Genomic DNA, 14,998 nt, shown 5'->3' on the forward strand with positions numbered 1-14,998 from the left:
CCGCCCCGGCACCGACCCCCCACCGCTCCCACCGACAGGAGACCCCGCCCCGTGACCGTGTACTTCATCGGCGCCGGTCCCGGCGCCGCCGACCTCATCACCGTGCGCGGCGCCCGCACCCTCGCCCGCTGCGGCGTCTGCCTCTACGCGGGCAGCCTCGTCCCGCGCGAACTCCTCGCCGAATGCCCGCCGGACGCACGCCTGGTGGACACCGCCGGCCTGAACCTCGATCAGATCACCGAGGAGCTGACCCGGGCCCACGAGGCGGGCCAGGACGTGGCGCGCCTGCACTCCGGCGACCCCTCCGTCTTCAGCGCGGTGGCCGAGCAGATGCGCCGCCTGGACGCGGCGGGCATCCCGTACGAGATCGTGCCCGGCGTCCCCGCCTTCGCCGCGGCCGCCGCCGCCCTCGGCCGTGAGCTGACCGTGCCGACGGTCGGTCAGACGGTGATCCTCACGCGGATCGCCCGCCAGGCCACCCCCATGCCGCCCGGCGAGGACCTCGCCACCCTGGGCCGCAGCGGCGCCCTGCTCGTCCTGCACCTCGCCGCCCGCTACACCGACCAGGTCGTCGCGGAGCTCCTCCCGCACTACGGCGCCGAGTGCCCCGCCGCTGTCGTCGCGATGGCCAGCCGCCCGGACGAACTGGTCCTGCGCGGGACGCTCGCCGACATCGCGGGGAAGGTGGAGGAGGCCGGAGTGGTCCGCACGGCGGTCATCGTCGTGGGCCGGACGCTGGCGGCGGAGCAGTTCCCGGACAGCTACCTGTACTCGGTGGGCCGGGACCGGAACGCCTGCGGAAAGGAAGGTTAGCCTATGCTTACTCGCACATGATCATCCCAGGGGGGACCCCTATGCCGAAGCGCACGTCAAAGACCGTACGAGCCGCACTCGTAGCAGCCGCGGTGACCGCACTCGCCGGAACGGCGATCGCCCCGGCCGCCGCGGCGGATCCGGCCGGCGCCGAGAGCCACGCCGCGACCCGGGCCGCCCTGAACGGCCTCGTCGCCGCCGGCATGCCCGGCGTCGCCGCGGGAACCCTCACGCCCAAGGGCACCTGGTCCGGCTCCGCCGGCTACGCGGACACCGCCACGAAGCGCAAGCGCACCGCCGACGACCACTTCCGCGCGGGCAGCATCACGAAGTCCTTCGTCGCCACAGTCCTGCTGCAGCTGGAGGCGGAGGGGAAGCTGAGCATCGACGACTCCGTCGGGAAGTGGCTCCCGGGCGTGGTCAAGGGCAACGGCTACGACGCCGACAAGATCACGATCCGTCACCTCCTCAACCACACCAGCGGCGTGCACGACATGGTGTCCACGCCCGAGTGGAACGAGCAGATGAACGGCCAGGGCTTCTTCGAGCACCGCTACGACATCAAGACGCCCGAGCAGATCGTGGCCATGGGCACCAAGTACGGCCCGGACTTCGAGCCCGGCAAGGGCTGGCGGTACTCCAACACCAACTTCGTCCTCGGCGGCATGATCATCGAGAAGGTGACGGGGACGCCGTACGCCCGCGAGGCCGAGCGCCGCATCGTCAAGCCGCTGGGCCTGAAGGAGACCACCTTCCCCGGCACGGACCCGAAGCTGCCGGCCCCGCACCCGGTCGGCTACTCGAAGCTCTACGTGCCGGACCCGGGCCCGGAGGTCTACGACGCCACCGAGTACCGCCCGTCCTGGTCCGGTGCCACGGGCGAGGTCGTGAGCACGAGCGGCGACCTCAACCGCTTCTACAGCGGCCTCCTGCAGGGCAAGCTGCTGCCGAAGAAGCAGCTGGACGAGATGCTCACCACCGTCGAGACGGGCGAGCACTACACGTACGGCCTCGGCATCATCTCCCGCAAGCTGTCCTGCGGCGTGCAGGTGTACGGCCACGACGGCGTCGTCTGGGGCTCCCTCACCGGCGCCGCGGGCACGCGCGACGGCAAGCACATGCTCACCTTCAACATCAACGGTGACTGGCTCAACGAGAGCCCGCCCTTCGAGAACATGTTTGAGGGCGAGTTCTGCGGGGCGCTGCCGAAGCCGGCGAAGGACAAGAAGCCGGCCGCCGCGGCAACGGTCAACGCGCTCCGCTAACCCCCGCGGGGCCCTGCGGGCCTGCCGGCCCCACCGGCCCCGCCCGCCCCCCGTGGGGGCCCGCGGGGGCGATGCTGAGGACGGCGCCCGCGCCGGCCGCGCCGCGCAGCACGGCGAGCGCCTCGTCGCGGGCGGTGGCGGCGACCAGGTCGCCGAGCGGCACGCCGGCGGCCTCGCACAGCCGCAGGGCCTCCAGCCCCGTGTTGGCGGAGGCCACGGCGGCCGCCAGCTCCTCGCCGGCACCCCCGTGGCGGGCCAGCTCCGCGAGGAACCCCTTGTCGACCTGGGACCGCCCCGAGTGCAGGTCGAGGTGGCCGGCGGCCAGCTTCGACAGCTTGGCGAAGCCGCCCGCGATCGTGAGCCGGTCCACCGGGTGCCGGCGGATGTACTTCAGCACCGCGCCCGCGAAGTCGCCCATGTCCAGCAGGGCGTCCTCCGGCAGGCCGTGCACGGCGACCGCGACCTTCTCCGACGTCGACCCCGTACAGCCCGCGACGTGGCGGCGGCCCGCCGCGCGGGCCACGTCGACGCCGCGGCGGATGCTGTCGATCCAGGCGGAGCACGAGTACGGCACGACGATGCCGGTCGTGCCCAGGATCGAGATGCCGCCCAGGATGCCCAGGCGCGGGTTCCAGGTGGAGCGGGCGATCTCCGCGCCGTGATCGACCGACACCTCGACCTCGACGTCCCCCGACCCGCCGTACCGGGCCGCGACCCCGGCGACGTGGTCGCGGATCATCTGCCGCGGCACGGGGTTGATGGCGGGCTCGCCCACGTCCAGGGGCAGCCCGGGGCGCGTGACGGTCCCCACGCCCGGCCCGGCCCGGAACACGACCCCGGAACCGGGCGGGAGGATCCGTACCGTCGCACGGATCAGCGCACCGTGGGTGACGTCCGGATCGTCACCGGCGTCCTTGACGATGCCGGCCATGGCGGAGGGACCGGCGTCCCCGGAAACCAGCTGCTCCGCGGCGATCGCGAACGCAGGGGTCTGCCCCTTGGGCAGGGTGATCGTCACGGGGTCGGGGAACTCGCCCGTGAGGAGCGCCGTGTACGCGGCGGTGGTGGCGGCGGTCGCACAGGCGCCGGTGGTCCAGCCGTGGCGCAGACCGGTGTGCTGCAGCTGGGCGGCGCGCCCGCCGGTGGCTTCGCCGGCCGTGGCGCCGGCCGCTTCGGTGACATCGGTCACGGGGTGCTCCCGGAGATTTTCCCGCCGCGACGGCGAGCGACCACAATGTGGGGGACCGGCGGTGCGGAACCGTCCGCGACGCGAACGGAAAGGCACGACGTGGGGGCCGAGCGCCACATCCTGATCCTGGGCGGCACGACCGAGGCGCGCCGGCTGGCCGGTGAACTCGCCGGCGACCCCGGGCTCCGCGTGACCACGTCCCTCGCCGGCCGCGTGGCGCAGCCGCGCCTGCCCGCCGGAGAGGTCCGCGTCGGAGGGTTCGGCGGCCCCGAGGGCCTCGCCCGGTGGCTGCGCGAGCAGCAGGTGGACGCGCTCATCGACGCCACCCATCCTTTCGCCGGCACGATCAGTTTCAACGCGGCGGAGGCCGCCGCGGCCGTCCGCGTTCCCCTGCTGGCCGTGCGCCGCCCCGGCTGGGAGCCCGGCCCGGGCGACCGCTGGCACCCGGTCACCTCCCTGGCGGAAGCCGCCGGAGTGCTGCCCGCGCTGGGGGAGCGCGCGTTCCTGACCACGGGCCGGATGGGCCTGGCGGCCTTCGCGCACCTCGAGGATATGTGGTTCCTCGTCCGCTCCGTGGACGCCCCCGAGCCGCCGGCCCCGCCCCGCATGGAAGTCGTCCTGGACCGAGGCCCGTTCACGCTCGACGGCGAGCGCGAGCTGCTGCGGCGCCACCGGATCGACGTGCTCGTGACGAAGGACAGCGGTGCGGCGGCAACGGCGGCCAAACTGACGGCGGCCCGCGAAGCGGGCATACCGGTCGTGGTCGTCCGCCGGCCGCCGGCCCCGGAGGGCGTCCCGACGGCCGCGGGCCCGGCGGAGGCCCGGGAGTGGCTGCGCCGGCAGTTCCCGAGCCCCTGAGCGGGACCGCCGGCTCCGCAGGCAGCGGCTGTTCGCCGCTCCGGCGGGGCCCGTGCCCGGCTTGCCGTGCCACCGCTACGCAGCCCGCTCCTGCCGCCGAGGCGGCGTTCCGGCTGCAGGCCCGGCAGGGCGTTTCCGCCGCGACGGCGGGCAACCGTCGCCTACCGGCTCGGCGGTGCCGAGCCCGCCCTCAGTCCTCCGTCACGCCTCCGGATACCGCCGCGGCGTCCAGACGATCGTCTCCGGCGAGCCGTCCGCCGTGCGGGATGCCACCCGCGTCTGCGTCGAGCCGACGAGCAGGATCGTGCGCATGTTGACCTCAGCGGGGTCGAGTTCGCCGAGGGGGACGATGCGTACGTTCTCCTCCGGGCCGCCCACGTCGCGGGCGACGACCACCGGCGTGTCCGGGGCGCGGAACTCCAGGAGCAGTTCGCGGGCCTTGCCGACCTGCCAGACGCGGCTGCGGGAGCCGGGGTTGTACAGGGCGAGGACCAGGTCCGCGGAGGCGGCGGAGCGCAGTCGTCCGGCGATGACCTCCCACGGCTTGAGCCGGTCGGAGAGGGAGAGGACGGCGTAGTCGTGGCCCAGCGGGGCACCCGCGCGGGAGGCGGCCGCGTGGGCGGCCGTCATGCCGGGGACCACCCGTACCGGGATGTCGAGGTAGGGGCCTTCGGAGGCCACCTCCAGGACCGCCGTGGCCATGGCGAAGACGCCGGGGTCGCCGGAGGAGACGACGGCGACGCGCCGTCCCTGCCGCGCCAGGTCCAGCGCGAACTCGGCCCGCTCCGACTCCACCTTGTTGTCGGAGGCGTGGCGGCGCTGGCCGGGGCGGGCCGGCACCCGGTCGACGTAGGTGCTGTAGCCGACGACGTCCTGGGCGGCCGCGAGCTCGCCGCGCGCCTCGGGCGTGAGCCACAGCGGGCCGGCCGGGCCGAGCCCGACGACCACGACCTCGCCGCGTTCCGCGCCGGGCGCGGCGTCGACGCGGCTCGGCAGGACGGCGACCGAGAAGTACGGCACCGACGAGGGGTCCACGTCGGCGAGCCGCCCCGTGCGCTCGCCGCTCATCGTCGCCCGCTCGACGTACCGCGCGTCCGCGAGCCGCCCCGAGCGCTCCAGCGCGCCCCGCACCGCGGGGAAGGTCCGGCCGAGCTTCATGACGACGGCCGAGTCGGTGGCGGCGAGCCGTGCCGCGAGCTCCTCCTCGGGCAGCGTGCCCGGCAGGATCGTCAGGACCTCCTCGCCCTCGACGAGGGGCTCGCCGAGGCGGGCCGACGCCGCGCTGAACGACGTGACGCCCGGCACGACCTCCGTCGGATAGCGGTGGGCGAGGCGCTTGTGCATGTGCTGGTACGAGCTGTAGAAGAGCGGGTCGCCCTCCGCGAGGACGGCGACCGTGCGCCCGGCGTCCAGATGCGCGGCGAGCCGCGCCGCGGCCTCCTCGTAGAACTCCTCCATGGCGCCCCGGTATCCGCCGGGGTGGTCCGTGGTCTCGGTGGTGACCGGGTAGACCAGGCGCTCCTCGATGTGGCCGGGGCGCAGGTGGCGTTCGGCGATGGAGCGCGCGATGGAGCGGCCGTGCCGGGCGCTGTGGTACGCGACGACGTCCGCCGCCGCGATGACCTCGACGGCCCGTACGGTCATCAGCGACGGGTCGCCGGGGCCGAGCCCCACCCCGTACAGCCGGCCCGTCGTCGTCTGCGGATGCGGATGCTGCTCGCTCACTCTTCCTCGCTCGCTATCGCGTTGATCGCGGCCGCGGCCATGGCACTGCCGCCGCGCCGCCCCCGCACCACCAGGTACTCCAGCCCCAAGGGGCTGGCGGCCAGGGCGTCCTTGGACTCGGCGGCGCCGATGAAGCCGACCGGTATGCCGAGCACGGCGGCCGGCCGGGGCGCGCCCTCGGCCACCATCTCCAGCAGCCGGAAGAGCGCGGTGGGCGCGTTGCCGACCGCCACGACGGCGCCGTCCAGCTTGTCGCGCCACAGTTCCAGGGCCGCGGCGCTGCGGGTCGTGCCCATGCGCCGCGCCAGCTCGGGCACCGCCGGGTCGGCGAGCGTGCACAGCACCTCGTTGTCCGCGGGCAGGCGCTTGCGGGTGACGCCGCTGGCGACCATGTTCGCGTCGCACAGGACGGGCGCCCCGGCGAGGAGCGCGGCGCGCGCCTTCGCCACGACGCCGGGGGAGTGGGCGAGGTCCTTGACGAGGTCCGTCATCCCGCAGGCGTGGATCATGCGCACCGCGACCCGGCTGACGTCGGGCGGCAGCCCGCCGAGGTCCGCCTCGGCGCGGATGGTGGCGAAGGACTGGCGGTAGATGGACGCGCCGTCCTTGTCGTAGTCGAACACTGTGGCCTCGTTGTCCTCGTTCATGTCGTGGTACGTGCCGCCGCCACCGCGCCGGCGAGCCCTGCCGCCGGCACCGTCCGGGGCCCGGCGTCCTGCCGGCCGCCGTCCTCGTCCCGCACCGTCACCCGGTAGCCCTCGCCCGTCGCCAGGACGTCGACCCACGGGCCGCCCCCGGGGTGCCCGCAGCGCCGCTCGCACCCGGACCAGTAGACCGGGAGCGCCGCCGCACCAGCAGCCTGCCCGCTCGCGAGGCAGGCCGCCGCGTCCGCCCGCACGTCGGCGAGGGACTTGGCGCATCCGGGGCGCCCGGCGCACGCGCCCGCGCGGTGCCAGGCGGACTCCGCGGAGGTGACGAACCCCGCGCCGGCGAGGTCCGCCAGCAGGCCGGGGGCCTCTTCCGCGGGGAAGCCGGGGACGACGAGGCCGCGCCAGGGCGTGACCCGGATCGTCTGGTTCCCCTCTTTGACGGCCATGCGGACGACGAGCCGCCACTGAGCGGCGGTCAGCCGGCCCAGCGGCGCCGTCACCGACAGGGAGCAGGTGCCGTCCGGTCCCGTCACCAGGCCCGGAACGGCCGGGCCGCCCAGGGGGATCCGGGGAGCGGGCAGCACCGCGGAGGCGATGCCCGCCGCGGTGAGCCGCTCCGCGAGCCGCCCGGCGGCCGGCCGCTGCCCGGCGGGCAGCTCCCGTACGCGCCACGCCCCGCTGCCGGAGGCCTCCCGCGCCGCCAGGAACTCGGCCGCCGCCAGCACGGCCGCGCGCGGGGCGTCCGCGGCGGGGACGCGCAGGCCGGGCCCGGTGGTGCCGAAGCACAGGAGGGCCCGCCCGGCGCCGCTTGCGATCAATGTCACATCGGGCCGCAGGGCCACGATGTCGCCCCGCCCGTCGTCCAGTCCGAAGAGGAACCTTCCGGAGAGGCGCGTCAGGTCTGCGGGCGCGTCGTCGCTGCAGAGCAGTCCGTCCAGCTCACGGGCCCATGCCTGGACGTCGGCCGGTGCCCCTTCCACGCCGGAAGCGGAATCAGGGGAAAAGCCGTCCAGATCAGGGGAAAAGCCGTCCAGGCCGCACAGCGGCGAGGCCGCCACATTGCGGATCCGGTCGTGCCGTTCCGACGGCAGCAGACCCCGCAGCCGCAGCCGCTCGGCGAGCGGGCCGCCGCAGCCGGCCGGCAGGCCCCGCAGCTGGACGTTGCCGCGCGAGGTCAGGTCGAGGTGCCCGTCGCCCGGAGTCTCCGCGAGATCGGCCAGCAAGCGCGCCTGACGAGCCGTCAACAACCCGCCGGGCAACCGGATCCGGGCCAGCGCCCCGTCGTCCGCGGCGTGCAGCCGCAGCGCGCCGGGGCAGGCGTCGCCCCGCTCGCGGACGGGCCCCGCGGAGGGTGCGCCGGCAGCGCCGGCGGCCCGGTCCGGGGGAGGTGCGGGGGTGGTGGACATGGCCGCGAGCATACCGACGCCCCTGCCCGGCGCACGGCCCCCTACCGCACGCCCCGCACACTCCCGCACGGCCGTCTGCCTGGGCTTTACTATGCTCCACGGTGGAACAGCGCCCGCTCCGCGGGCGCCGCTCCGCCAAACGCCAGCGACGGCGACAGGGGAGGAAGTCCGGTGAGAATCCGGCACGGTCCCGCCACTGTGAGCCCGGCAGTCCCTGCCGGGTGAGTCAGGAACTCCCGCCGTCCTCCAACCGCCCGGGGCGCGGACCCCGAGGAAGGCTTGCCGCCGCATGCGCACATTCCGGTGCCGGGCACCCCGGGCGACCCACGATGCCCTGGGGAGCGCCGCGTGATCCTTCTCCTGTCGACGTCCGACACCGACCTGCTCAGCGCCCGCGCGGCTGCTGCTCACGGGGGCCCGGTCCCGTACCGGCTCGCCAACCCCGCCCGGCTCGCCCTCGACGACCTCCCGGAGCTCCTGGAGGGCACCGACCTCGTCGTCGTCCGCCTCCTCGGCGGCATCCGCGCCTGGCAGGAGGGCCTGGACCTGCTGCTCGCCGGCGACCGCCCCGTCGTCGTGCTGACCGGCGAACAGGCGCCCGACGCCCAGCTGATGGAGGCCTCCACCGTCCCCGTCGGCATCGCCGCCGAGGCCCACGCCTACCTCGCCCACGGCGGCCCGGCCAACCTCGAACAGCTCGCCCGCTTCCTCTCCGACACCGTGCTCCTCACCGGCCACGGCTTCGAGCCGCCCGCCGCCGCCCCCGCCTGGGGCGAGCTGGAGCGGGAGGCGCGCGCCGGGAACGCGGAGGGCCCGCGCGTCGCGGTGCTCTACTACCGCGCCCACCACATGAGCGGCAACACCGCGTTCGTCGAGGCCCTGTGCGCCGCCGTCGAGGACGCCGGGGGCCGCCCCCTGCCGCTGTACGTGGCGTCGCTGCGCGCCCCCGAGCCCGAGCTGATCGACGCCCTGCGCGGCGCCGACGCCGTCGTCACCACCGTGCTCGCCGCGGGCGGCACCAAGCCCGCCGAGGCCTCCGCCGGCGGCGACGACGAGTCCTGGGACGCCGGCGCGCTGGCCGCGCTCGACGTGCCGATCCTGCAGGCCCTGTGCCTGACCGGCCCGCGCAGCGCCTGGGAGGAGAACGACGAGGGCCTCTCGCCGCTCGACGCCGCCACCCAGGTCGCCGTGCCCGAGTTCGACGGCCGCATCATCACCGTCCCGTTCTCCTTCAAGGAGGTCGACGAGGACGGCCTGCCCGCCTACGTCGCCGACCCCGAGCGCGCCGCCCGCGTCGCCGGCATCGCCGTCCGCCACGCCAGGCTGCGCCACGTCCCCGCCGCCGAGAAGCGGATCGCGCTCGTCCTCTCCGCGTACCCCACCAAGCACTCCCGCATCGGCAACGCCGTCGGCCTCGACACCCCCGCCAGCGCCGTCGCGCTCCTGCGCCGGCTGCGCGAGGAGGGCTACGACTTCGGCACGGAAGAGGTCCCCGGCCTGGCGTCCGGCGACGGCGACGAGCTCATCTACGCCCTCATCGAGGCCGGCGGCCACGACCAGGACTGGCTCACCGAGGAGCAGCTCGCCCGCAACCCCGTCCGCATCCCGGCCGCCGACTACAAGCGCTGGTACGCACGGCTGCCGCAGGAGCTGCGCGAGTCCGTCGAGGAGCACTGGGGCCCGGCCCCCGGCGAGATGTTCCTCGACCGCAGCCGCAACCCCGAGGGCGACATCGTCCTGGCCGCCCTGCGCCGCGGCAACCTGCTGATCCTCATCCAGCCGCCGCGCGGCTTCGGCGAGAACCCCATCGCCATCTACCACGACCCCGACCTGCCGCCGTCGCACCACTACCTCGCCGCGTACCGCTGGATCGCGGCCGCCCGCGAGGACGGCGGCTTCGGCGCCGACGCGATGGTGCACCTCGGCAAGCACGGCAACCTGGAGTGGCTGCCCGGCAAGAACGCCGGCCTGTCCGCCGCCTGCGGCCCCGACGCCGCGCTCGGTGACCTCCCGCTCGTCTACCCCTTCCTCGTCAACGACCCGGGCGAGGGCACACAGGCCAAGCGCCGCGCCCACGCCACGCTCGTCGACCACCTCGTGCCGCCGATGGCGCGCGCCGAGTCCTACGGCGACATCACGCGCCTGGAGCAGCTCCTCGACGAGTACGCGCAGATCTCGGCCATGGACCCGGCCAAGCTGCCGGCGATCCGCGCCCAGATCTGGACCCTCATCCAGGCCGCCAAGCTCGACCACGACCTGGGGCTGGAGGAGCGCCCGGAGGACGACGGCTTCGACGACTTCCTGCTGCACGTCGACGGCTGGCTGTGCGAGGTCAAGGACGCGCAGATCCGCGACGGCCTGCACGTCCTGGGCTCCGCCCCGGTGGGCGCCGATCGCGTGAACCTGGTCCTGGCGATTCTGCGAGCCCGTCAGATCTGGGGCGGCAAAACGGCGCTGCCGGGCCTGCGAGAGGCCCTCGGCCTGGACGAGTCGGCCGCGACGCGGACGACGGCGGACCAGGCGGAAGCCGAGGCCCGCGCTTTGGTGGAGGCCATGGAAGCGGCGCATTGGGACCCGGCGGCCGTCCCGGCCGGACACGGCGACCAGGTCGCCGCCGTCCTGGACTTCGCGGCACGCGAAGTGGTCCCCCGCCTCGCGGGGACGACGAGCGAGCTTGACAACGCCGTCAAGGCCCTGGCCGGCCGCTTCGTCCCCGCCGGCCCCTCCGGCTCGCCGCTCCGCGGTCTCGTCAACGTCCTCCCGACCGGCCGCAACTTCTACTCCGTCGACCCCAAGGCCGTCCCCAGCCGTCTCGCGTGGGAGACCGGCCAGGCCCTCGCGGACTCCCTCCTGGAGCGCTACCGCACCGACAACGGCGACTGGCCGCAGTCGGTCGGCCTGTCCCTGTGGGGCACGAGCGCGATGCGCACGGCGGGCGACGACGTGGCGGAGGCCCTCGCCCTGCTGGGCGTCCGCCCCGTGTGGGACGAGGCGTCGCGCCGCGTGACGGGCCTGGAGGCCGTCTCCCTTGAGGAGCTCGGCCGCCCCCGCATCGACGTCACCCTCCGCATCAGCGGCTTCTTCCGTGATGCCTTCCCGCACGTGATCGGCCTTCTGGACGACGCGGTACGGCTCGCGGCCTCCCTCGACGAGCCCGCCGAGCAGAACCACATCCGGGCCCACGCCCAGGCCGACCTGGCCGTGCACGGCGACGAGCGCCGCGCCACCACCCGCATCTTCGGCTCCCGGCCGGGCACGTACGGCGCCGGCCTGCTCCAGCTGATCGACAGCCGTGACTGGCGCACCGACGCCGACCTCGCCGAGGTCTACACGGTCTGGGGCGGCTACGCCTACGGCCGCGGCCTCGAAGGCCGCCCGGCCCGCGAGGAGATGGAGACGGCGTACAAGCGCATCGCGGTCGCGGCCAAGAACACGGACACCCGCGAGCACGACATCGCCGACTCCGACGACTACTTCCAGTACCACGGCGGCATGGTCGCCACGGTCAAGGCGCTGCGGGGCAAGGCCCCGGAGGCGTACATCGGCGACTCCACCCGCCCGGAGACGATCCGCACCCGCACCCTCGTCGAGGAGACCTCGCGGGTCTTCCGCGCCCGCGTGGTCAACCCGCGCTGGATCGAGGCCATGCGCCGCCACGGCTACAAGGGCGCGTTCGAACTCGCCGCCACCGTGGACTACCTGTTCGGCTACGACGCCACGACCGGCGTCGTAGCGGACTGGATGTACGACAAGCTCGCCCAGACCTACGTCCTGGACCCGGAGAACCGCGCCTTCCTGCAGGAGGCCAACCCCTGGGCCCTGCACGGCATCTCCGAGCGCCTCCTGGAGGCGGAGAGCCGCGGCATGTGGGCCAAGCCCGACGCGGAGACGCTGGAAGCGCTGCGGCAGGTCTTCCTGGAGACCGAAGGATCGCTGGAGGAGGGCACGGAGGGCTAAGGTCTGCCCCATGGGCGGACGGTCGTACGCGGCGGAGGAACCGCCCGGGCACGCCCTGGGCGTGACCCTCGCCGAGCTGATCGGCGCCCCCATGTGGGAGGCGTTGCTCGCCGAGGGACACCGGCGGGCGCACCGCGCCGGGGACGTGCTGCTGCGGCAGGGCGCCCCCGGCACGCACGCGCTCGCCCTGGCCGGCGGGGTCGTCAAGGTGACCTACGCGGAGCGGGACGGCACGGTGCGCGTGCTGGCGTTCCGCGGCGCGGGCGACGTGGTCGGCGAGGCCGCGGTCGTCCGGGGCGGCGCGGCCCGGCTGGCCACGGTCGAGGCCATCTCTGCCTGCGCGGTCGCCGTGGTGGAGAAGGACCGCTTCCGGCGGTTCGTCGAGCGGCACGGGCTGTCCCCGGTCCTGCACGAGCACGCCCTGGCCCGGCTCGGGGAGTCCGACCGCGCGCGGGCCGGCCGCGGCGGCTCCTGCGAGCGGGTCGCGCAGGCGCTGCTCGTGCTCGTGGCCGCCATGGGCGAGGCCGCGGCCGCCGCCGGTTCCGGCGTCGAACTGGCCGTCACCAGGTCCGACCTGGCCCAGTACTTGGGCGTTTCCCGCAACACCGTCAGCGCCCGGCTGCGCGAGATCGGCGGCGGTGTCGTCGGCGCGGGGCGCAAGTGCATCGTCGTCCACGACCTGGCCGGGCTGCGTGCGTTCGCCCGCAGCGGTCCCCGGAACGTGTGACGCGTGCCACGTCCACTGTGCACGCGCGGTGCACTCTTTCCCGGCCGTTGCACCGAGCCTTGACCGTACCGGTGCCCCTCGCGGGGGGAAGGGGCACCGGCCGGACCGAGGAGCGGAGTGCCCGATGACCGACCACACCTGCTGCTGCCGGCACGCCGGATGCGCCTGCACGGAGCCGCCGGCACGAGACAAAAGACGCAAGAGCGGCGGAGGCTGGATCGCGCTCGCCGTCGCCGCCCTCCTCGGCTGGGGGCTGCTGAACGGCGGTCAGGAGCACGACGATCCGCACGGCGGGCCGGTGCGGCAGCCGTCCCCGGGAGTGTCGGCCTCCGGCGGTCAGTAGGATCGTTTGGATGATCATCAGAAAACGGCTGGCAGCGGGCGCGTGCGCCCTCCTCGCCGCCCTGGCCGGGGGGATCGCGCCGGCGAACGCCGCCGACAGCCCCCCGAAGGACTCCCCGAAGGTCGAGCTGGTGCTGGACGTCAGCGGCTCGATGCGCGCCCAGGACGTGGACGGCGGCACCCGCACCCGCATGGCGGCCGCACAGCAGGCGTTCAACGAGGTCATCGACGCGGTCCCGGAGGGCGTACGGCTCGGCATCCGCACCCTCGGCGCCGACTACGGCGGTGACAGCAAGGAGCTCGGCTGCCGCGACAGCAAGCAGCTCTACCCCGTCGGCCGCGTCGACCGCACCGAGGCCAAGGCCGCCGTCGCGACGCTGCGGCCCACCGGCTGGACCCCCATCGGCTACGCCCTGCGCGGCGCCGACCAGGACCTCGGCACGGACGGCGGCACCCGCCGGATCGTCCTCATCACCGACGGCGAGGACTCCTGCGGCCAGCCGGACCCGTGCGACGTGGCCCGCGAACTCGCGGCCAAGGGCACGCACCTGACGATCGACACCCTCGGTCTGGCCCAGGACGACAAGACGCGCGAGCAGCTCAGCTGCATCGCCGAGGCCACCGGCGGCACGTACAGCACCGTGCGGCACACCAAGGAGCTGTCCGGCCGGATCAAGCAGCTCGTGCGCCGCTCCGAGACGCCCGTCGAGACCCCGAAGCCCGTCCAGGGCACGGACTCCTGCGCCAAGGCCCCCGAGATCGGCGCCGGCCTGTGGACCGACCGGGAGACGTTCTCCGAGCACCGCTGGTACCGCGTCAAGGTGAAGCCGGGCCAGGAGCTGCGGACGTCGGTGAGCATCGGCGCGGACCGCGCCGTCGACCGTGACTACGGCGTGCTGGTGCGCGCGGTGAGCGAGGGCGGCCAGGAGCTCGTCCGCGGCGCGGAGGCGGGCAGCGGGCGCACGGACGTCGTCTCGTCCGGCCTGCGCTACGCCAACGGCCAGTCCGGCGACGAGGACGAGAAGGGCAAGGAGCCGCGGACCGTCTGCCTGGAGGTCTCCAGCTCCTTCTCGGCCCCCGCGAACGTCAAGCGCGACCCGGGCCTGCCCGTCGAGCTGGCCGTGGACCTCGCCGAAGCCCCGGACGACCCCTCCGACCTGGCCGCCTTCGGCCTCGGCCGGGGCTGGGTGCTGCTGGGCGTCCTGGCCCTGACCGGGCTGATCGCAGGGCTGGTGTGGGGCTGGGTCTCCCGCTGGCGCGTCTCGGTGTGGAGGGCGAACTGATGAGACTTCCCTTGATGACCCCCGCGGCCCGCGCGGCCGCGGCCGGACTGCTCGCCGCCGCCGCACTGTTCACCTCGGCCGGCGCCGCCGCTGCCGCGTCCCCGAGCCCCGGGGCCTCCGCCGGTGAGGACAGCGCGCCCACGGAGGCCGGTACGGGCTTCCGCACGGCCACCGTCCTCAAGCAGGGGCAGAAGGCCACGGCCGACGCCTCCACGGGCGACTACCTCTACTGGCAGTTCCCGGCCGGTGCCGGGCAGCAGCCGCAGGTGAAGGCCACCGTGAACCTGCCGGAGGCGTCCGCGCGGCACGGCTCGGCCGTCTGGCAGCTCGACGTCTACGACGGGCTGCGCCGCCGCCAGGCCTGCGCCTCCGGCGAGCCCACGCAGCGCGCCTCCGAGCACGACGCCTCGGTGACCCTGACCTGCACGCTGCGGACCGTCCGCCCGTGGTCCGAACGCTGGGCGAACGACCCGCTGCCCGGCGCCTACTACATCCGCCTCACGCTGACCGAAGGCCCGGACCGGGACCACGGCCTGCCCGTGAAGGCGGAGGTCGAGGCGACGGCGAAGGACGCGGGCGGCGCCCGCGCCGAGGGCGGCGAGGTGGCCCCGCTGCACGCCGCGGCCGTCGGGGAGCCGGAGGACGGCTGGAACGGCAGCTGGTGGTCGGACCGCTGGGCGTGGACCGTCGGCGGCGCCGTCCTCGGCGCGCTCGCGGCCATCGGCGGCTACGTGCTGACCCGCCACCCGCGGCGCCCCGCGCGGCAGTAGCGCCCCGCGCGGC

General features: G+C 75.0%; 12 protein-coding genes and 1 riboswitch. Of the genes, 8 read left to right on the plus strand and 4 right to left on the minus strand.

Annotation, left to right across the window (positions count from 1 at the left end; genetic code table 11):
- Positions 1-51 precede the first annotated feature (51 nt).
- Positions 52-813, plus strand: a complete 762-nt coding sequence (cobM, locus tag ACOTKD_RS22900) for a precorrin-4 C(11)-methyltransferase (protein WP_424890867.1) — start codon at positions 52-54, stop codon at positions 811-813.
- Between the two features lie 41 nt (positions 814-854).
- Positions 855-2,078, plus strand: a complete 1,224-nt coding sequence (locus tag ACOTKD_RS22905) for a serine hydrolase domain-containing protein (RefSeq protein ID WP_424890868.1) — start codon at positions 855-857, stop codon at positions 2,076-2,078.
- Here the strand turns inward: ACOTKD_RS22905 and ACOTKD_RS22910 are convergent.
- Entirely contained in the window at positions 2,062-3,267 is a 1,206-nt protein-coding gene (locus ACOTKD_RS22910) for a cobalt-precorrin-5B (C(1))-methyltransferase (protein ID WP_424890869.1), read from the minus strand. The genes ACOTKD_RS22905 and ACOTKD_RS22910 overlap by 17 nt on opposite strands.
- Before the next feature lie 99 nt (positions 3,268-3,366).
- On the opposite strand from ACOTKD_RS22910, the gene ACOTKD_RS22915 reads away from it, so the two are divergent.
- On the plus strand, positions 3,367-4,125 hold the full coding sequence (locus ACOTKD_RS22915; protein WP_424890870.1) for a cobalt-precorrin-6A reductase: 759 nt from the start codon (positions 3,367-3,369) through the stop codon (positions 4,123-4,125).
- Positions 4,126-4,326: 201 nt separating this feature from the next.
- On the opposite strand, the gene ACOTKD_RS22920 is transcribed toward ACOTKD_RS22915, so the two are convergent.
- Genes ACOTKD_RS22920 through ACOTKD_RS22930 form a run of 3 tightly spaced genes read right to left on the minus strand, consistent with a single transcriptional unit; the run spans position 4,327 to position 7,906 of the window.
- Positions 4,327-5,850, minus strand: a complete 1,524-nt coding sequence (locus tag ACOTKD_RS22920; protein WP_424890871.1) for a precorrin-2 C(20)-methyltransferase — start codon at positions 5,848-5,850, stop codon at positions 4,327-4,329.
- Positions 5,847-6,497, minus strand: a complete 651-nt coding sequence (locus ACOTKD_RS22925) for a precorrin-8X methylmutase (RefSeq protein ID WP_424890872.1) — start codon at positions 6,495-6,497, stop codon at positions 5,847-5,849. Before ACOTKD_RS22925 ends, ACOTKD_RS22920 begins: the two co-directional genes overlap by 4 nt.
- Complete coding sequence (locus ACOTKD_RS22930; protein WP_424890873.1) at positions 6,494-7,906, minus strand: cobalamin biosynthesis protein CobG; 1,413 nt, start codon at positions 7,904-7,906, stop codon at positions 6,494-6,496. Before ACOTKD_RS22930 ends, ACOTKD_RS22925 begins: the two co-directional genes overlap by 4 nt.
- Before the next feature lie 160 nt (positions 7,907-8,066).
- Positions 8,067-8,142: riboswitch (cobalamin riboswitch) on the plus strand.
- Positions 8,143-8,254: 112 nt separating this feature from the next.
- On the opposite strand from ACOTKD_RS22930, the gene cobN reads away from it, so the two are divergent.
- The 5 genes from cobN to ACOTKD_RS22955 all read left to right on the plus strand — a co-directional run bounded on the left by cobN (position 8,255) and on the right by ACOTKD_RS22955 (position 14,985).
- On the plus strand, positions 8,255-11,863 hold the full coding sequence (gene cobN / locus ACOTKD_RS22935) for a cobaltochelatase subunit CobN (RefSeq protein WP_424890874.1): 3,609 nt from the start codon (positions 8,255-8,257) through the stop codon (positions 11,861-11,863).
- Positions 11,864-11,873: 10 nt separating this feature from the next.
- Positions 11,874-12,590 (plus strand): Crp/Fnr family transcriptional regulator, encoded by a 717-nt coding sequence (locus ACOTKD_RS22940; RefSeq protein ID WP_424890875.1) that lies wholly within the window; start codon positions 11,874-11,876, stop codon positions 12,588-12,590.
- A gap of 124 nt (positions 12,591-12,714) precedes the next feature.
- The gene (locus ACOTKD_RS22945) at positions 12,715-12,933 is read left to right on the plus strand and encodes a hypothetical protein (protein WP_424890876.1); all 219 of its coding nucleotides are present in this window, start codon (positions 12,715-12,717) and stop codon (positions 12,931-12,933) included.
- 10 nt (positions 12,934-12,943) lie between these two features.
- Positions 12,944-14,215, plus strand: coding sequence for a VWA domain-containing protein (locus ACOTKD_RS22950; RefSeq protein WP_424890877.1), 1,272 nt, complete (start codon positions 12,944-12,946; stop codon positions 14,213-14,215).
- Positions 14,215-14,985 carry a hypothetical protein gene (locus ACOTKD_RS22955; RefSeq protein WP_424890878.1) on the plus strand — a complete coding sequence of 257 codons (771 nt, stop codon included), beginning with the start codon at positions 14,215-14,217 and terminating at the stop codon, positions 14,983-14,985. The genes ACOTKD_RS22950 and ACOTKD_RS22955 overlap by 1 nt, the downstream gene beginning before the upstream one ends.
- Positions 14,986-14,998 lie beyond the last annotated feature (13 nt).

Source organism: Streptomyces sp. XH2, assembly GCF_049725035.1.
Classification (GTDB): domain Bacteria; phylum Actinomycetota; class Actinomycetes; order Streptomycetales; family Streptomycetaceae; genus Streptomyces; species Streptomyces roseoverticillatus.